Annotated in this window: 13 protein-coding genes and 1 pseudogene; 2 read left to right on the forward strand and 12 right to left on the reverse strand. The window is 42.6% G+C overall.

Annotation, left to right across the window (positions count from 1 at the left end):
• Nucleotide 1: 1 nt before the first annotated feature.
• From IDJ76_RS01975 to IDJ76_RS02000, 6 genes and pseudogenes are all read right to left on the reverse strand, one after another.
• Nucleotides 2-1,498 (reverse strand): O-antigen ligase family protein, encoded by a 1,497-nt coding sequence (locus IDJ76_RS01975; protein WP_191160188.1) that lies wholly within the window; start codon nt 1,496-1,498, stop codon nt 2-4.
• 10 nt (nt 1,499-1,508) lie between these two features.
• Complete coding sequence (locus IDJ76_RS01980; protein WP_191160189.1) at nt 1,509-1,646, reverse strand: hypothetical protein; 138 nt, start codon at nt 1,644-1,646, stop codon at nt 1,509-1,511.
• A gap of 38 nt (nt 1,647-1,684) precedes the next feature.
• On the reverse strand, nt 1,685-3,835 hold the full coding sequence (locus IDJ76_RS01985) for an exopolysaccharide transport family protein (protein ID WP_191160191.1): 2,151 nt from the start codon (nt 3,833-3,835) through the stop codon (nt 1,685-1,687).
• Nucleotides 3,836-3,920: 85 nt separating this feature from the next.
• Nucleotides 3,921-4,529: pseudogene (locus tag IDJ76_RS01990) on the reverse strand (TolC family protein); the annotation flags it as partial.
• The gene (locus IDJ76_RS01995; RefSeq protein WP_224746154.1) at nt 4,529-5,623 is read right to left on the reverse strand and encodes a sugar transferase; all 1,095 of its coding nucleotides are present in this window, start codon (nt 5,621-5,623) and stop codon (nt 4,529-4,531) included. The pseudogene IDJ76_RS01990 and the gene IDJ76_RS01995, both read right to left, overlap by 1 nt.
• On the reverse strand, nt 5,601-5,990 hold the full coding sequence (locus IDJ76_RS02000) for a response regulator (RefSeq protein WP_191160195.1): 390 nt from the start codon (nt 5,988-5,990) through the stop codon (nt 5,601-5,603). The genes IDJ76_RS01995 and IDJ76_RS02000 overlap by 23 nt, the downstream gene beginning before the upstream one ends.
• 299 nt (nt 5,991-6,289) lie before the next feature.
• Here IDJ76_RS02000 and IDJ76_RS02005 point away from each other — a divergent pair, with 299 nt between their 5' ends.
• The gene (locus tag IDJ76_RS02005; protein WP_191160197.1) at nt 6,290-7,786 is read left to right on the forward strand and encodes a gluconokinase; all 1,497 of its coding nucleotides are present in this window, start codon (nt 6,290-6,292) and stop codon (nt 7,784-7,786) included.
• Here IDJ76_RS02005 and IDJ76_RS02010 read toward each other — a convergent pair.
• The 6 genes from IDJ76_RS02010 to proB all read right to left on the reverse strand — a co-directional run bounded on the left by IDJ76_RS02010 (nt 7,783) and on the right by proB (nt 15,162).
• The gene (locus IDJ76_RS02010; RefSeq protein ID WP_191160199.1) at nt 7,783-8,187 is read right to left on the reverse strand and encodes a hypothetical protein; all 405 of its coding nucleotides are present in this window, start codon (nt 8,185-8,187) and stop codon (nt 7,783-7,785) included. The genes IDJ76_RS02005 and IDJ76_RS02010 overlap by 4 nt on opposite strands.
• A 95-nt stretch (nt 8,188-8,282) precedes the next feature.
• Nucleotides 8,283-10,679, reverse strand: a complete 2,397-nt coding sequence (topA, locus tag IDJ76_RS02015; protein ID WP_191160201.1) for a type I DNA topoisomerase — start codon at nt 10,677-10,679, stop codon at nt 8,283-8,285.
• A 186-nt stretch (nt 10,680-10,865) separates the two neighbouring features.
• A complete protein-coding gene (mnmA, locus tag IDJ76_RS02020; protein WP_191160203.1) occupies nt 10,866-11,954 on the reverse strand; it encodes a tRNA 2-thiouridine(34) synthase MnmA in 1,089 nt (362 codons plus the stop codon).
• Between the two features lie 141 nt (nt 11,955-12,095).
• On the reverse strand, nt 12,096-12,767 hold the full coding sequence (locus IDJ76_RS02025; protein WP_191160205.1) for a TIGR02117 family protein: 672 nt from the start codon (nt 12,765-12,767) through the stop codon (nt 12,096-12,098).
• Nucleotides 12,768-12,833: 66 nt separating this feature from the next.
• Nucleotides 12,834-14,081 (reverse strand): glutamate-5-semialdehyde dehydrogenase, encoded by a 1,248-nt coding sequence (locus IDJ76_RS02030; RefSeq protein ID WP_191160208.1) that lies wholly within the window; start codon nt 14,079-14,081, stop codon nt 12,834-12,836.
• A 1-nt stretch (nt 14,082) separates the two neighbouring features.
• Nucleotides 14,083-15,162, reverse strand: a complete 1,080-nt coding sequence (gene proB, locus IDJ76_RS02035; protein ID WP_191160210.1) for a glutamate 5-kinase — start codon at nt 15,160-15,162, stop codon at nt 14,083-14,085.
• 275 nt (nt 15,163-15,437) lie between these two features.
• On the opposite strand from proB, the gene IDJ76_RS02040 reads away from it, so the two are divergent.
• Nucleotides 15,438-18,386: a TonB-dependent receptor gene (locus IDJ76_RS02040; protein WP_191160212.1), complete on the forward strand. Its 2,949-nt coding sequence runs from the start codon at nt 15,438-15,440 to the stop codon at nt 18,384-18,386.
• Nucleotides 18,387-18,397: the final 11 nt, after the last annotated feature.

An 18,397-nucleotide genomic window follows, 5' to 3' on the forward strand; every position in this document is an offset into this window, starting at 1 on the left:
ATTAATTTTTTAGCTCACCATTATTAATTTGTTGTGCCTGTTTCTCTTTATCCAGCCGATAAGTTACCACCAGTAACGCAGCTGCAAGATAAAATAAAATATTGGACGGATATTGCACCAAAGCTTGCTGTGGAGAATTCCCCACGTTAAAAATAAAAATAACCAGCACCATGGCCAGGCAATAATTTTTCAGCTCGGGGTCTTTAATTAAAAAGTAATTATTTATCCCTGTTTTTAATATTACAAACATGAGCGTACAAAATAGGAATAAGCCTATCCAGCCCATTTCTACCGCTACACGTACATAACCACTATCAGGAGGAAATTTAGCCAACATTGAATTTGGTGCAAATTTGCGCCCCCAAACACCTACAGAGCCTAAGCCACCGCCGATGGGGTGGGAAAGTATAAACGGTTTTATTCGTCGTTGATTTTCTACCCGCACCAGATACGACGGATCGTCATTTGGCTTAAAGGCCGATTGGAAACGCTTTATTAGCGGGTTACCGGTGGGCATTACAATCAGCACACCTAAAAAGGCGGCGGCAAAAAGCACAAATACTAATACCTTTCTGTTAAACTTAAGTATGGCTAGTAACGCCAGAGCCGCAGGGGGTAACACATACGCGGCACGTGTACCCGAGTAGAGCATGGTTAATAAAAAAAATGGTACGGCCATCCATAGCAATATTTTTTTGACCCGGGTAATATCGCCCATTGCAAAAACAATGCACATTACCGCTGCTACCACTAAGTTATAAGAATAGGTAACCGGATCAGGAAAGATTCCTACCTTACGCAGGTGCCCCATAATGAAAAGGAAACTTAATTTTTCCGGGTCTGAATAATACCATTTTTGTTCAAACGGCAATAGGCCAATATTTTCTTGCTGGAAACCCGACATTGCCGCTATCAATGCAAGCAGCAGCCACAACTTAAATAAAAACCTGATGTACTCTACCGAGCGGATATGGTAAACAAATATAAAATACGTGAGGATCAAAAACCCAACGGTACGTACCGTATAAACCCAGGCCAGTATGCTTGGCGATGAGGGATTGATAGCCTCTAACAAATTATATCCTAACCAGGCTAATACCAGATAGCTCACCGGGTTTTTAAAGTAATCCCAACTGGAGTCGTACTTTTTCTTTAAAAAAAAGCCGAAGATGAGCAGGTAGGTAATGGCATCAAGCATAATACCAAGGGGCACATCTTCGGGCACTACCTCACCTACATAGTTTAAAAAGAATGAAACGAATATAAATACCGCTATCCCAAATTTGGGGTAAGCCACAATACCTAATACCATCGGTATACCCACAAAAAGCACCAAAAAGCCACCTGCGGCTATAATGCCGCCTTTGGCTACAACTACACCTATAAATACTGCTATGGGTAATAGCAGCAGTATCAGATTAAAGGGAGTAAGGCGGGCAAAAAGATCTTTCTTATTAAAAAAAAGCTTTAGCCCGCTTCGTGCCGGGTTGTTTAACATTGCTGGCAAACTATACAAGAAGAATTTTTAGCGCCCAGACAAAAACACCGCAAAAAGCAAAAATCACAGCCACAATGCGGGTCTTTTTTTCAAAAGGCGTCAAATCCTCATAAATATCTTCTTTTTGTTTATTGGGTTCGATTCTCATTTTATTGAGCCGTGCTTTGTGAATGTATATAATTAGGGTTAAAACCTGTCTTTAACGTTAGCCTTGTTTAGTATCCATCCGGAGAATTTACCGTTCAGGTTTTTCAAATACTTAAGGTCGGCTTTTTGAGATTTTTTGATGCCTTTGTTCGACTCATAAACGGCCAAAATCTTGTTTGCGAAAAGCAACCATTCTTTTGATTTGTTTAGAGACGATAACGGCGGGGTTTCGATAATGATTATATCGTATTTTACCTTTAATTCATTAAACCTGCTGCGGATAAAGTTTTCATCACTTACTTCAAGAAGGGTGATATCCTCGCCGTGGTTACCCATTACGTTAATGGTACTGGAAAGCGTATCGTAATTATCAGGGTTGTTTTTAAAGTATTCTTCTACAAACAGTTTTGGTTGTGCCGTTTGGCTAATCGTTGGATTTAAAAAGTTACCATCAATAAGTAATACTTTTTTATTGATCATGGAGTAGGAGTAGGCCAGGCTGATGGCCAAAACTGTTTTACCCTCATGATTTTCTAAACTGGTTACGGCTAAAACCTTTTCGCCGCGCAGTTCCTGGTCAATTTCAAAACGGATAGAACGGATCAGTTCTTTAAATTGCTTCATCTTTTCGCGGTGTTCTACATCCCAAAGTTTACGCAGGTCAAGTGAGCCGCCGCTAATTGTATTTAAATAACCCAATAAGGGCAGGCCGGTTGCGTTAACCAATTGCGCCGGTTCTTTAATGGTGTCATCAAAAAAGAATATCGCAAACAAAACAATCACACAAAACACCAAACTAACAACCCCGCCAAGTATGATAAGCAGCATTTTTTTAGAGGGTTCGGCGGCGTCAGGTGTAGCTTTTTCAACTAAACGTACCTTGATGGAATTGGTTGATCGTAAATTTGTTTCGTTATAACGAGTTAGTGCATCGGTATATTCCTTACTGGCAATTTCTATTTCAAATTCAAACTTTTTAACGGTTGCGTCAAAAGGTACTAAGCGGTTATAATCCGCATTGAGTTCTGTCAATGCTTTATTTATTGATGCAATGCCGTATTTGGCAAGGTCGCGATTGATCTCTAATTGTGTTTTCTGGCGTACAAGTTCATCTTTACCTGCCAGTGGGTTGGTAATATACTTATCTGAAGTTTGATCAAGCTGTTGCGCCAAACGTGCCTTAAGCGAGTCGATAGATGCCTTGTACCGCGGGTTAAAATTGCTGCGTACAAAACGGTCGGTAAGCATGTGCAGCTGCTCTTGTGTGACGGTTACGGCTTGGTTGTATTTACTTACAGATGCCTCAACATATTGGCGGTCTTTCGGGTCAAATTTTTCGTTGATAGATTTTATAGCGCCTAAATTTGATGCCAGTTCACGCTCTGCCTGTACTTTTCTATCTTGGTAATCGACCGTTTTTTCAAAGATCGATTTTGATTGATCCTCGAGGTTTAATATGCCATTTTTGATCTTATACAGTCGTAACCCGTTTGTTTTGGAATTTAAGCTATCGCGTTTGTCACTTACCAGTTTAGTTAAGTAGTCAACGGCGTCGTTTTCATTCTTTTTGATTGTATGCGTGTAGTAATTAATAAATTCACTACTTAAAACGTTTACTACAAATGCCGAAAGCATCGCGTTTTCTGATTCAAAACTTACCGAAATAAAATCGCTGTCCTCGTCACGTGCAATGGATAAGTCAAGCCTGATATTGCGCTCGTCATATTTCATCGATCTTAATAATTCGTTTAATCCGTTCTCATCTTTATTGTAAAAAGATAAAGGTTCCAGCTTTGCTTCCTTTTCCTGCAATATTTTTAACGCATTTTTTTTGGCACCATCATTTAGGGTGCTCATCAGTTTGCTCGGCTTCCTGAATGGGAGAGGGTCGGTAAGGTCGTGGATCAGTAGTTTATACGATATCTGGTTAATGAGCTTTTTTAGCTTCATTATTTCTATCAGGTTACTGAACTTATGATTCAGCTGCTGGTCTTGCGCCATCCCAGTAGGGTCAAGATCAAGTAAATGGCTCGATTCATCAACTATACCTGTCGCTATTTGCGCGCTTGAAACATATTGATCGGGCAGGTTTTTTACCAGAAAGTATGAAACGATGATCGTAACCAGCGGAATAATAATCAGCAGGGTTTTATGTTTCCATAAAACTTTAAAAAAATTACCTAACTCCATGTTACTTTACGTCTTCTAATTTGGCACCTAAAAACTCTTCGAGGTTGGCTTTGGCGGTTAGCATTGCCAGTTCGGCCTGCACCTGGAAACCATTTTGATTATACAGGTTGGTTAATGCTTCGTTATACACCTGAAAAGTGGTCTCGTTTTTTTGAAACGAATATTTAAGTTGTTTTACCGAAGCCTCAGCATCTATAGTAGCGCCTGACCGTAGCCTTACCTCGGCCTGCCCGGCCAGGTAAGCAAAATAAAAACGTTTAACCTGTGCTTCCAGCGTTAGCATATACTCACTTTGCTGGTATCGGGCAATATTATAGTTTTCATGCGCGGCGTGTATTTGCGACGGGCGCGTAAGTATTTGCCCGATGTTAATGGATACGCTTAACTGATATCCGTTAAAAATAGTGGGCTGCAACAGGTTTTGTGAATTTTTAGGCTGATAAATGTATGATGCCGTAAAAACATCCAGCCAGGATAGTTTTGAGCCGTTGTAATTATTACGCGCGAAATTAACCTGGCTTTGTCGCACTTTAATTTCGGGGTAATTCTTTTTAGCCGTCGCAATAAGCTTATCTAAATAAGCATAGTTTACATCAGGTATAAAGGTGGTAGCTTGTGCATGTACCTGCGTTGTGTATAAAAAGCTAAGTAGTATAATTCCAAGTAATCGTAAGGTAGTATTCATTCTTTTCATTAAACTTTCTCTTTTTGAAACAAAGCGGGTACCGTGCCGACTATGATCTTCAGATCAAGCCAGAAGGAATACTTCTGAGCATAAAAATTATCCAGCTTCTTTCTTTCTCTTTCAGACATATCTTCTTTACCGCGTTTACTTATTTGCCACAACCCTGTTAAACCCGCGGGGCCTAAAAAGCGCATTGACCATTCGTTAGAGGTGAGCATCTCGGCCTCATAAACTGGCAACGGTCTGTTACCTACAACAGACATATCGCCCCTCAATATGTTAAATAACTGGGGTAATTCATCTAAGCTCGAATTGCGCAAAAAGTTACCGAGTTTGGTAACACGCGGGTCGTTTTTTATTTTCACAAAGGCCGATTTGGTTGTACCTTCCTCTTCTGCTGCATATTGGTTGTTGGTAACCGCCATTTGTGCCAGCATTTGGTCGGCATCGGTACGCATCGATCTGAATTTGTAAAAATCGAATACTTTATAACCCGTTCCTACACGTTTGCTTTTATAAAACACAGGGCCTTTGGAATCTAATTTTACCAATATGGCCACAATAAGCATTATTGGCGACAGGCCTATCAACATCATTGATGAGATGAACAAGTCTAAAAAGCGTTTGCCGGCCGGCATATTGTAGGTAATATCAACCTCTTGCGATAGCTCCAGCAATTTCGGCCTGATCAATTTAAATTTAACCAAAAAATTAAGCCGCTCGCGCAGATCAGACAGATCAAAAGGGTAGGTGTAAAAATCGTGCAGTTTCATTTGCATGGCTCTTTGCACCAATTTTTTATCCTTGCGGGTTGATATCATAATGATGATAATACCGTTCATTAAAAAATTTTTACGCAAACGGTCAACCACGTGAAAGCACTTTTCATCCTTATCAACTTCTATCAGCACAATATCGGGTATGGTAAGGATTGATTGGTTACCCAGGTAACCCTCCAGATCTTTTAGTGTATCGTTAAAATTGATCCGGAAACTATCTCCCAGGTCTTTGGTAATTACGTCTTTCAGCTCCAGTCCTGCGTATGCAATACTGATCTGTGCACCGGAATTTTCATTCCAATCAGTTGCTGTCTGTTGCATCATATATTTGTAGGGCTTGGTTGATGGCGGTTTTTAAGGTTGTTGGATTAAAGGGTTTATGAATATATGCGTCAACTTTAAACGGCATATTATCTACCTGCTCTTCAAGATCATGGGCGGCAGAAAGCAATATAACCGGGATATCACGATAAAAACCGCTTATTTTAACATTTTTAACGAATGACTGCCCGTCAAAATAAGGCATTTGCAAATCTGATATGATCAATTTTGGCATATTACCATCTTCTAACCACCCAAAGGCTTCAATACCGTTATTTTTGACGACGATGTCATAATCCTTAGAAAGGATAAAGTTGAGTAATTTTAAGATACTCAAGTCGTCATCAACAATTAGTAATTTTTTTTTCATGCTGATAATTTACCGTTGTTACTGCTATAAATATGAACTTTTTTCACGAAAAAACCCTAATTAAATATAACTCCTTAATGGCAGCTACCTTTGAATTAAGCATCATGTATTTATAAAACAGCCCGATACAACTATTATCTAACGGGGTATTTTTATCTAAAAGTAGAGTTAATTATTCATAAGTGAATTTAATTTCGACCTTTAGGAGTACAAATGTTAACAAATAAAGCCAATGTGGATTATTTTATAGGATATCTTCGGGTTAGTTTACGCAGTATATTCGTATTAAGTTTCTGTTTATGTTGAAATATTTTGTTGGGGTAGATTTAGGTACCGGCAGTACCAAAGCTGTAGCGGTAGACGCTGATGGATCGGTGCTTTACACATCTCAAAAACACTACCCTACAAGTAACCCGCAACCCGGTTACAGTGAACAAAATCCATGCCTTATATGGGATGCCTTTGTTTTTTGTATCAATGATGTAACGGCCACCATTGGTTCAATCCCGGTCGCTGTAAGTTTTAGTGCTGCAATGCATAGTGTTATGGCTATTAATAGCGAAGGCGAGCCGCTTTCAAATGCTATACAGTGGGCAGATGCACGCAGTGGGGATATTGCGCAAAGTATCCGCGATAGTACTCAAGGTGAGGATATTTATCGCCATACGGGTACGGCAATCTACGCTATGTCGCCGCTTTGCAAAATTATTTGGTGGCGCAATAACGATTACCCGCTTTACAACAACGCGCACAAATTTATTTCAATAAAGGAATACATATGGTACAAGCTTTTCGGGGTGTTTGAAATTGACCATTCCATAGCTTCGGCCACCGGGTTGTTTGATATTTTAGCTTTAGATTGGTACGATCAGGCGATGGCGTTAGCGGGTTTAACGCCTGATAAGCTTTCTGTACCGGTAGCTACAAAACATAGCCGGTCATCTCACCTGCTCTCTACAGTATTTAAAGACATTACCGCTGAGACGAAATTTGTAATTGGCGCAAGTGACGGGTGCTGTGCTAACCTGAGCGGTAACGCTATACAACCCGGGATCGGCGCGATAACTATAGGCACCAGTGGCGCCGTAAGGATAGGGAGCGATGAGCCTATTTATAATTTTGAGGCCATGACCTTTAACTACCTGCTGGACGAAAATACATTTATATGCGGTGGGGCGGTTAACAATGGCGGCGCTGCCTTGGATTGGTTATTACAAAACTTTTTGAAGCTGACTGATATAACTACCGAGACTTATGAAGGGGTGTTTGGAGAAATAGATAAAGTGAAACCCGGCAGCAACGGGCTGTTATTTTTACCATATTTATATGCAGAACGTGCACCCGTTTGGGACGCAAAAAGCTCCGGCGCATTTTTAAATATCAGATTTAGTCACAGCCGTGAACATTTTTTGCGGGCAGGTTTAGAGGGGATTTGCTTTGCGCTGAACGATGTTTTAAGCGCGGTTCAGCATTCATTGCAGCCAATAGACGAGATCGTGATCAGCGGTGGTTTTATCTCATCAAAGATTTGGGTACAAATGCTGGCAGATATTACAGGAAAGCGGTTAGTGGTACAACAAACGGAAGACGCATCGGCCATTGGTGCCATCTATTTGGCAATGAGTGCATTTGGTGTAGATATAGATGTCATTAGGGAAAAAGATGCAGGGCATCGACAGGTTACCGAACCTAATATGACAAACCATGGGATTTACAACCAGACATTTGCCGTTTATCAAAAACTCTATAAAAACCTTAAAGAAAGCATGCACCTGATGCACAACCTGAACAATTAGCGGATCATCACGCCGGGTTTGTTAATGATAGGCAACTTTATAAAGTTATCGTCTACAATACTTTCTGGTAGGAAGATGAATTTTTTGTCGAAGATCTCGCGGCCGATATAATAGCTTAACCAGTATTCGTTGTTTAAGCCGAAAGTTTGCTCGTCAATCGGTTCAACCAGCTTAAAACTGTTAGCATCAACTACAGGGAATGCATGCCTTAGGGTAGATGTTTTTACCTGCTCGCCATCTTTTTCGCCGTATCCTTTTGAGGTGATCAATACGTTTTCTAAAGGTTGGTTTTGTAGGTTGATCAGGTAAACGTACCAGATCTTACTTTCAACACTTTCGCTTTCTAAAGCAACGGCAATCGCTATATCCTTAACTACGTTAGGGGGAAGATCTTTGATCATGTTTATTATTCGTCAAAAGTTGAATGTTTTAAAGTTGAAATGTCGTTTCAGCAATAAACATTACAACTTCTGAACTTTAAAACATCCCAACGGTTTTATTTTTTCTTAACCACTGCTTTTTTCTTGGCAGGTGCTTTTTTGGCGGCTGGTTTTGCAGCAGTTGCTGCTTTGCCGAAGCGGCCTTTCTTGGCGTCTTTCGGCATGGCATCGGCCAGTGCCTTACAATCGTCAAACGTTAAGGTTAACGGATCTTTATCTTTAGGTATTTTAACGTTTAGTTTGCCAAATTCTATGTATGGGCCCCATCTTCCGTTCAAAACCTTCACGGTTTCGTCCTCATCAAAGGCTTTGATCAATTTTTCGGCGTCCTTTTTGCGTTTGACCTGGATCAGTTCAATCGCTTCGGCCTCTGTAACATCAAGCGGGTCTACCTCTTTGGGTACCGATATAAACGCACTGTTATGGCTAATGTACGGGCCGAAACGGCCAATGGCAACCTTCATGGGTTTGCCTTCAAATTCACCTACAACCTTAGGTAGCTTAAATAGTTCTAACGCTTGCTCTAAAGTGATGGTTTCAATACTTTGACCGGTTCTTAAGCTGGCGTACGCCGGTTTTTCTTCGCTTTCGTCAGAAGGGTTCTCACCCACCTGAACAAAGGGCCCATAACGGCCTATACGAACAGACATTTTTTTGCCGCTCTCCGGGTGTACGCCTAATTCACGCTCACCGGTAGCCTTGTCAGCCGTTTCAAGCGTGGTTTGTACATCCTTATGAAATGGATCGTAAAACGTACGGATCATTTTTGTCCAATCCTGCAAGCCCTGCGCTATCTCATCAAATTGTTTTTCTACCCCGGCTGTAAAGTTAAAATCAACAATTCCTTTAAAATGGAGTACCAAAAAGTCGTTTACTACCGCGCCGATATCGGTGGGGAATAATTTATTTTTTTCTGCTCCGGTATTCTCGGTTTTCTCTTCTTTAACAATACTTTCGCCTTTAAGCGTCATCACCTTAAATGTACGCTGGCGGCCTTCGCGTTCTTCTTTGACCACATAACCGCGGTTTTGGATGGTTGAGATAGTAGGGGCGTAGGTAGACGGGCGGCCGATACCTAATTCCTCTAATTTCTTAACCAAACTGGCCTCTGTATAACGTGCAGGAGGGCGGGAGAAACGTTCTGTTGCGGTCATTTCCTGTAGTTGCAACACTTGCCCTTTTGTTAAAGGTGGCAGTATCGCGTTCTCGCCATCGGCAGTTTGATTGTCCTCTTCTTCATCATTGCTTTCCAGGTAAACTTTCAGGAAACCATCAAATTTCATCACCTCGCCGTTAGCAACCAAATCTTCGTTACGAGTTGATATATTGATCTTTGCAACGGTTTTCTCAAACTGGGCTTCGCTCATTTGCGATGCAATGGCGCGTTTCCAGATTAGTTCATACAGGCGTTTTTCATTCGATTCGCCATCAATAGTATGGTTATTAAAATACGTGGGGCGGATAGCTTCGTGAGCCTCCTGCGCGCTTGCGTTTTTAGTCTTATATTTTCTTAGCTGATGGTATTTATCGCCATAAGCTGATTTGATCTCTTTTTGGGCGGCATCCAGCGCGGTATCAGACAGATTTACCGAATCTGTACGCATATAGGTAATATACCCCGATTCGTACAGGCGCTGTGCTACCTGCATGGTACGTGCTACCGAATATCCTAATTTACGGCTGGCCTCTTGCTGTAATGTAGAAGTAGTAAAAGGTGCGGCCGGCGAACGTTTGGCAGGGCGTGTTTCTAACGATTTAATATCAAAAATGGCCTGGACGCAATCCTGTAAGAATTTTTCGGCTTCTTCCTGTTTCTCGAAACGGTTCGGTAGTTCGGCTTTAAATGCGTTGCGGCCTGTACCAAAAATGGCAACTACTTTAAAAGCAGCTTCGGACAGGAACTTATTTACTTCGCGTTCCCTGTCAACAATTAACCTTACGGCTACCGATTGCACACGGCCGGCAGAAAGCGATGGTTTAACTTTTTTCCATAACACCGGCGAAAGTTCAAACCCCACCAATCTATCTAAAACGCGGCGTGCCTGTTGGGCGTTTACCAGGTTATAATCTATTTTACGCGGGTTCTCAATGGCCTTCATTATAGCCGGTTTGGTAATCTCGTGGAAAACGATACGGCGGGTATCGGGCTCTTTTAAACCCAATGTTTCAAACAAGTGCCAGGATATGGCTTCCCCCTCACGGTCCTCATCGGACGCGAGCCATACGATGTCTGCTTCTTTAGCTAATTTCTTTAATTCGCTCACTATCTGCTTTTTATCGACAGGTACTTCATACTTTTGATTGAAGTTATTGTTGATATCAATAGCATCTTCAGATTTGATCAGGTCGCGGATGTGGCCGTAACTTGATTTTACGGTAAAATCCTTGCCCAGGTATCCTTCGATGGTTTTGGCTTTCGCCGGTGATTCAACTATGAGTAAATTTTTAGCCATTTAAGCGGGTTGTTTTTGCAAAGAAAACATAAAATGCGTTAGAAACGCAAATTGTTTTTGTTAAGGTTGGAAATGTTGAAAACGGTGAGAGGGGTTGGAAAGGGTGTAAAAGTTAAAGAAAAAACGGAATTGATATTAAACAAGTTGTGAAATTTTAACTATTCAACCGTTTCGACTGCTTAAAACTTAAATCAAAAAGCCACCACCTAACAAATCGTTTCCTTCATAAAATACAGCTGATTGCCCGGGCGCGATACCAGAAACCATGTGATCGAACGATACTTTCATATGGTCGCCAATTTGCTGGATTTTACTTTCGGTACCGGCATCTTTATAGCGTATTTTTGTCACGGCTTCTAAAGGCTCTCGGATGTTATCATACTTAACCAAGTTAAGATTGCGTACCCAGGCTTCTTTCTTTTCCAGCTCTTCAATTGTACCCAATACGACGGTATTGTTTTCGGGCTGAATTTTAGTTACAAACATAGGTTTGCCCAAAGCAATACCTAAGCCCTTACGCTGGCCTATGGTATAATAAGGATAACCTAAATGCTTGCCTACAACGGTACCATCGGTCAGTACAAAATTACCGGGGCCTACACGTTCGTCCAGGTCTTCCACTTTATGCCTTAAAAAAGCGCGGTAGTCGTTATCAGGGACAAAGCAAATTTCGTAGCTTTCGCTTTTACCCGCTAATTCCAGCTGGCCCATATCAACAGCCATCTGCCTGATATCAGGTTTAGAAAAGCTGCCTAACGGGAATTTTGTACGCGCCAGGTTTTCCTGCGATACACCCCATAAAACGTATGACTGATCTTTATTTTCGTCTTTACCTTTTGATATTACGTAACGACCGCTATCCTGCAAACGGATGTTGGCGTAATGGCCGGTGGCAATAAATTCGCAATCCAGTTTATCGGCACGTTTTAAAAGTGCTTCCCATTTAATGTGTGTATTGCATAGCACGCAAGGGTTAGGGGTACGGCCTGCCAGATATTCATCAACAAAGTTGTCGATTACAAAATCTCCAAACTCGTTACGGATATCCAGTATATAGTGCGGGAAACCGTAACCAACGGCTAAAGCACGGGCATCATTAATGCTATCCAGGCTGCAACAGCCGGTTTCTTTTGAACTACCGCCGCTGGCGGCATAGTCCCAGGTTTTCATAGTAAGCCCGATAACCTCGTAGCCCTGCTCGTGCAGCATTACTGCCGCCACCGAACTATCTACCCCGCCGCTCATCGCTACTAAAATCCTGCCGTGCTTACTCATATTGGGCGCAAAGATACAGGTTTACAGCGGATTTTGCTCGGGGTGTAGGTCAGTGGAGGGTAAAATGGTAGGGAGAGGGAATATCGAATAATGAAATGTTGGATATCAATGATGAGGTTTTAAACAGGATAACAATCCCTATCAATATTTGTCAAATATGGGTTGGTCTCTCGGTGTCCACAAACAGGCGCGTTGGCCACAGGCTTTTAATGCGTTATTTGCCCACGTATTGCAGGTGTAAAAGAGGTTGTAGCGGCGCGTGGCCTCGTAAAAAGCATCACTGTCGTCATAGTTGGCGTTTGTATTGATTTTGATGACGTTACCGGCGGCATTCGTTTGGAAACTATTTTGGATATAGGCTACCAAACGCGTGTATTGCTCAGTACTTAGCTTTACGCGCTTGCATGATGCGTTTTCCTTTAAACCCTTATAAAAAGTGGCATGCATGGCAGAAGTGCTTAGCGCGAACGCAGCCTTAAAAGCTACACTAAACCTTAACTGAGCCCAGGTTGGTGTACTTAGATAAAAAACCTTATCGCCCCAGCCAAAGGCTATCCATTTGGCGGTAGTATCCTTACCCTTAGTATTCTCAAATTTTACCTGTTTGCTCCAATCTAGCTGTGCAGAACGTAGCGGCACTACCAAATCCGTATGTACACCATTGGTTAGGATATAAATGTCAATGGTTTTGTCGGTAACCTTTTCGGCAGGTACGCCTATCTTGGGGATAAGAAATGCCGCTAGCAGGTAAAGTACCACAAAGGCGACAAGACCAAGCAAAATATGCAACAGAACTTTATAGGATTTTTTCACGTGGTTGGGTTTATCTAACTTAATAGTAGTTTAGTATAAAAAGTAACCCTAAGCCATAAAATATATTTACCCTTTCCTCACTTGCCCATTCCCTTTTACTATCCATTTATAGCTCGTCAGTTCTTCCAACCCCATAGGCCCGCGGGCGTGCAGTTTTTGGGTGCTGATACCTATCTCGGCTCCTAAGCCAAATTGCGCGCCGTCTGTAAATGCGGTGGAGGCGTTCACATAAACTGCGGCGGCGTCTACCCGGTTTAAAAAGGTTTCGATATTGAGATCATCTTCAGAGATGATGGCCTCGCTATGATTAGAACTGTTTATGGCGATATGATCTAATGCTTCTTCTAAATTATCTACGGTTTTAACCGCCATCTTCATCGCCAAAAACTCCGTACCGAAATGTTCGGGCTGTGCCTCGTGTAAAAATTCAATGGGGTAGAAGCCCTCCAATACATCATAAGCGGCCTTATCAGCATACAGTATTACATGCTTTTGACCAAGCGGCTCGACAATGTGTAGCAGGTCGCCCAAGCGTTTGCTGTTAATGATGAAGCAATCGAGCGCGTTGCATACACTCACCCGGCGGGTTTTGGCGTTATCAATAATGGCAGTGGCTTTTTCCAGGTCGCCTGTTTCATCAAAGTAGGTATGTACAATGCCTGCTCCGGTTTCAATAACTGGTACTTTACTATTATCCCGCACGTAGTTGATCAAGCCCTGGCTGCCCCGGGGGATCAGCACATCTACATAACCAACCGCATGGAGTAAAGCCTCAGTAGCTTCCCGCTCTACAGGCAGCAGGATAGTTACATTTACGTCGATATTATTCGCAATCAATACCTGATGAATAACCTTCATAGTAGCCCTGTTAGAGAAATCGGCATCGCTGCCACCTTTTAATACACTGATGTTACCCGTTTTAAAACATAAACTAAATACATCAAAGGTAACGTTCGGCCTGGCCTCGTAAATTACACCTACAACGCCCAGAGGAACGCGTACTTTCTTTATCTGTAATCCGTTAGGTAATTTTTTATCCGATAATACGGCACCCAGCGGATTTGTTAACCCCGCCACGTTCTCCATATCGGCGGCAATGGCTTTGATCCGGTCGGCAGTGAGCGTAAGGCGGTCATATTTAGGGTCTGCCGGATCCATACGTTCCAGGTCCTTTTTATTTTCCTGCAACAGATAGTCTGTTTGTTCAACGGTCGCTTTAGCTACCTCGAGCAGTATTTGATCTATCACGGTAGTAGCAATAGACTTGCCGCGTGCCGCCTTTATCGCATTTTCAAAATATTGGTTGTACGCCATCTTATCCCTGTAAGTAAAGGTAATCGTAATGTACTAATGGCCGCTGGTTTTTTTGACCAGCCCATTCGTGCGCCTTATCTGAACCATACTCCGCAAGGCCGAGGCCTATCAATTTATTGTGCTCATCTACAATTTTAATGATTTCGCCCTTTTTAAAATCAGCTACTACCGCAATTAAACCAACCGGCAATAAGCTGGAAGCTTTGTTGGACATCAAAGCAGATTTTGCACCATCATTAACCTGCACTGCACCCGTTGCGGCAGTTTCTGAATGTGCTATCCATTTCTTTTTACCGGACGCCTTTTTGTTGGGAACAAAACGGGTATGGTTTACTTTACCTTCTAATAGGTCCGTCAGCACATTGTCCTTTGTTCCGTTAGCAATGTGTACAGCTATGCCCAATTTGGCCGTTTTTTGGGCGATTGTCGATTTCGTGATCATCCCTCCACGGCCAAATTGCGAGCGGCCCGAACTAACAAAGGACGAAAAGTCGATCCCAGCTTCGGTAACCTCGTTGATTATAGCAGATTCGGCAAGTTTAGGATCGCCATCGTAAATACCGTCTACATTAGTTAATACGATCAATGCCTGCGCGTTGAGCATAGCGGCGATTAAGCCGGCCAATTCATCATTGTCGGTAAACATTAATTCGGTTACCGATACCACATCATTCTCGTTGATAACCGGGATAACCTGGTGCTGCAGCAAGATCTCTAAACAGTTTTTCATGTTGAGGTAGTGCAGCCTGTCGCGAAAATCTTCTTTAGTGACCAAAACCTGCGAGCAAAGGATCTCGAAATGTTCGAACAGGTGGGAGTAGGTGTTGATCAGTTTAACCTGCCCGATAGATGCGAGCAACTGACGGGTGGCAACTGCATCATATTTATCGGTAACAGTTATCAAACTCCGGCCGGATGCTACCGCGCCCGACGATACCAGGATCACTTCCTGACCCGATTTTTTGATGGCGGCTATTTGGTTCACCAGGTGTTCAATACGTTCCACATCAGGTAAGCCATTGCGTTGTGTAATAACGTTTGAGCCTATTTTAATAATGATGCGCCGGTAGTTAAAAGCCATTTAATATGTATCAGAGTGGTTGTCAATATTACTGATTTATAGCTGAAAAGTGGCTTTTTTTGATATTATTTTCAAAATAACATCAAATTTATTTGGAGGCTATAAAAGTTTTTATATTTTTGTCTACCTATTCTATAGACAATGTATTATTTAAAGATTTTTTCAGTAGTTAAAACGTTACGAATGCAGGGCTCACCTGCATGCTGTTGTTGCTAAGTTTCACTCTGCAACTGTCTTTAATATTTTCTAAATATCTCTTCTTTCAATCTCATTATATGAAATTTTCTACAAAATTTTTTAAGTTCCTTGTGTTCTTTTTAATCCTGCTACCTGGTTTTAGTTTTGCCCAACTTAATGGCAGTTATATATTAAGCGGCAAAGTAAATGATGAACACAGCGCGCCACTAATAGGTACAACCGTTACCATAAAGAATACAACAAACAGCACTGCTACAGATAGCACGGGAAAATTTTCCTTAACCACCAGTGCCAAATTACCCTTCACCCTGGTATTTAGCGCGGTAGGCTTTCAGCCGCAAGAGTTTTATATCAAAAATGCAAATAGTGCTGTTAACGTACAACTTACATCACAGTCTTTATTGATCAATGAAGTGGTTGTTACCGCATCCCGCCGGGAAGAGAAGCTTTTAAGATCGCCGGTGGCTATTGAGAAACTGAGCATAAATGCGCTTAAACAATCGCCGGGCCCAAGTTTTTATGACGCGCTTGAAAACGTTAAGGGGGTGCAAATGACCACCACCAGCATCACTTTAAAAGTGCCTAATACCCGTGGCTTCAATAGCCCCAATAATTTTAGATTTATGCAACTTGCTGACGGTGTCGACATGCAGTCGGCAACATTAGGTGTGCCGCTGGGTAATGCCATTGGGCCAACAGAATTAGACATTGCCAGTATTGAAATAACACCGGGCGCAGCAGCTGCCCTATATGGAACAAATGCGATTAACGGCTTATCCAACTTATTTACGAAAGACCCATTTAAATATCAGGGCTTGAGCGCTTACCATCGCACAGGTATTAACCATGTAGATGGGATAGGAATTAGCCCAAGCGCGTTGACCGAAACAGCGGTGCGCTATGCTAAAGCGTTTAACGATAAATTTGCTTTTAAGATCAACGCCAGCTACCTGGAGGGCAAAGACTGGCAATCAAATACCCGCATAGATCAAAACCCGACGAATTTGAAAACGGCCAACCCGGCTTATCCTGAACTGACGGGAATTAGTAATGCCGCTTACGATGGTTGGAACAAATATGGTGATGATGCACTCGCCGGAAGTAACACGGTTTCTATAAAAGGGATTGTGGTTGACGGTGTAGCCCGCCCTAATCTGACTGTAGCGCGTACCGGTTATAATGAGGTTGACCTGGTTAACCCTAAAGTGACCAACCTGAAACTCGACGGTACGCTGGCCTACAAGCTTTCGCCAACCACTACCTTGTCTTACACCTACAGATATGGTAAGCTGGACGGTGTTTTTCAAAGAGGGAACAAGATTTCGCTTAACGGAGCATCAGTGCAAAACCACAAGGTGGAACTGAAGGGCAAAGATTTCCTGATCAGAGGATATGAATCTATTGAAAATACAGGTAACTCATTCAACGTAAAACCCCTGGCTGATAATCTGGATCTGAACCATGCCAGCAACTCGGCATGGGGTACTACTTATAAAAACGCGCTTACCGCCTTTGCCAATGCCAATGGCGGCTTAAAATCAACAAACCTGGCGGCTGCCGAGCAAGCCGCCCGTGCCGCTGCTGATGCCGGCAGGGTAGAGCCGGGCACGCCTGCGTTTGATGCGTTGCGAAAAACGATCATCGGTATCAACAACTGGGATATCAAGTCGAGCCTGATACCTAATGCGCCGGTTACCGGTGGCGCGGCATTAGTGCAAAAAAGCCATTTATTTAATGGTGAGGCCCAGTGGGACCTGACAAGTAAAGTGAAATTTGCAGACGTGCTTGTAGGGGCCGATATCCGCGTTTATCAGATCATTCCGGATGGGAATAATTTTGTTGACTTTACCCGATCTATAGCTGACCGTAATACGCCCTTAGCCGATGGTAGCTTTGGCGAGAACGTAGTTTATAAAAAGTATGGCGCTTTTACCCAGGTAACTAAAACTTTCTTTGATGAGAAGCTAAAGCTATTTGGATCCGTACGCTGGGATTATAACCCTTACTTCGATCCTAAATTTACACCTCGTTTAGCGGCAGTTTACTCGCCTTCACCTAATCATAATTTCAGGTTCACGTTCCAGAACGGCTATCGTTTCCCCTCATTGTTTGAAGCATTGTCTTATGTAAACAATGGCCGGGTTAAACGAGTGGGAAGTTTGGATTTTATTAATGATGGTTTGGGTTATTTGAACAATAGTTACACCCAACAATCGGTTACCGCATTTAATAATGCTGTAAAGGCAGCATCGACCACCGGCGATGATGCTACGGCTTTAGCTAACCGCCAGTTATTGCAGGTGGCCGATCTGCCGAAGGCGCGCCCCGAGCAGATCACTTCGTACGAAGTAGGGTATAAGGGAATCTTTTTCGATAACAAGATATTTTTAGACGTAGATGCTTATGCCAACCGCTACGATGGATTTTTAGGGCAGGTGCAGGTATTTGTGCCGAATGGCACTAACGTGGGCACAGATGCGGCCGTTTTGGCCATGCTGGATATTAACCGCGACCCTACAACGGCAACCTCAACTAATGCTGCCAGCGCAGGGCAAAGCCGATACCGCGTGTACACTAATGCCAAAAACATATATAACAACTACGGGTCATCTGCCGGGTTGACCTATAATTTTTATAAACGCTATACCGTTTCTGGTAACGTGAGTTTTAACAAGTTAAAGGCGCAGCAAACGTCGGATATATTTGTAACCGGTTTCAACACGCCGGAATGGTCGGGTAACTTTTCATTCGGTAACCGCGAAGTGGCAAAGAACTTTGGGTTTAATATCGTTTATAAATGGCAGCAATCTTACCTGTGGGAAAGCCCCTTAGTGACCGGAAGAGTTGATGCCATCCATACGTTTGATGCCCAGGTAACTTACCGCGTACCGGTTTACTATGCCACATTCAAGATAGGTGCTACAGACATTTTTAATAAAAGATATATCCAGTACGCCGGCGGGCCTACTATTGGTGGCTTGTACTATGCATCCGTTACGCTTGACGGATTGCTGAGTGGCAAGTAAAGGGTCCTATT

Origin of the sequence: Mucilaginibacter glaciei (assembly GCF_014773245.1) — a bacterium.
Taxonomy (GTDB): Bacteria; Bacteroidota; Bacteroidia; order Sphingobacteriales; family Sphingobacteriaceae; genus Mucilaginibacter; species Mucilaginibacter glaciei.

Excerpts from the sequence above, each read along its gene's own strand:
- IDJ76_RS01975 (WP_191160188.1), bottom strand. The coding sequence starts at position 1,498 with ATGTTAAACAACCCGGCACGAAGCGGGCTAAAGCTTTTTTTTAATAAG.
- IDJ76_RS01980 (WP_191160189.1), bottom strand. The coding sequence starts at position 1,646 with ATGAGAATCGAACCCAATAAACAAAAAGAAGATATTTATGAGGATTTG.
- IDJ76_RS01985 (WP_191160191.1), bottom strand. The coding sequence starts at position 3,835 with ATGGAGTTAGGTAATTTTTTTAAAGTTTTATGGAAACATAAAACCCTG.
- IDJ76_RS01995 (WP_224746154.1), bottom strand. The coding sequence starts at position 5,623 with ATGATGCAACAGACAGCAACTGATTGGAATGAAAATTCCGGTGCACAG.
- IDJ76_RS02000 (WP_191160195.1), bottom strand. The coding sequence starts at position 5,990 with ATGAAAAAAAAATTACTAATTGTTGATGACGACTTGAGTATCTTAAAA.
- IDJ76_RS02005 (WP_191160197.1), top strand. The coding sequence starts at position 6,290 with ATGTTGAAATATTTTGTTGGGGTAGATTTAGGTACCGGCAGTACCAAA.
- IDJ76_RS02010 (WP_191160199.1), bottom strand. The coding sequence starts at position 8,187 with ATGATCAAAGATCTTCCCCCTAACGTAGTTAAGGATATAGCGATTGCC.
- topA (WP_191160201.1), bottom strand. The coding sequence starts at position 10,679 with ATGGCTAAAAATTTACTCATAGTTGAATCACCGGCGAAAGCCAAAACC.
- mnmA (WP_191160203.1), bottom strand. The coding sequence starts at position 11,954 with ATGAGTAAGCACGGCAGGATTTTAGTAGCGATGAGCGGCGGGGTAGAT.
- IDJ76_RS02030 (WP_191160208.1), bottom strand. The coding sequence starts at position 14,081 with ATGGCGTACAACCAATATTTTGAAAATGCGATAAAGGCGGCACGCGGC.
- proB (WP_191160210.1), bottom strand. The coding sequence starts at position 15,162 with ATGGCTTTTAACTACCGGCGCATCATTATTAAAATAGGCTCAAACGTT.
- IDJ76_RS02040 (WP_191160212.1), top strand. The coding sequence starts at position 15,438 with ATGAAATTTTCTACAAAATTTTTTAAGTTCCTTGTGTTCTTTTTAATC.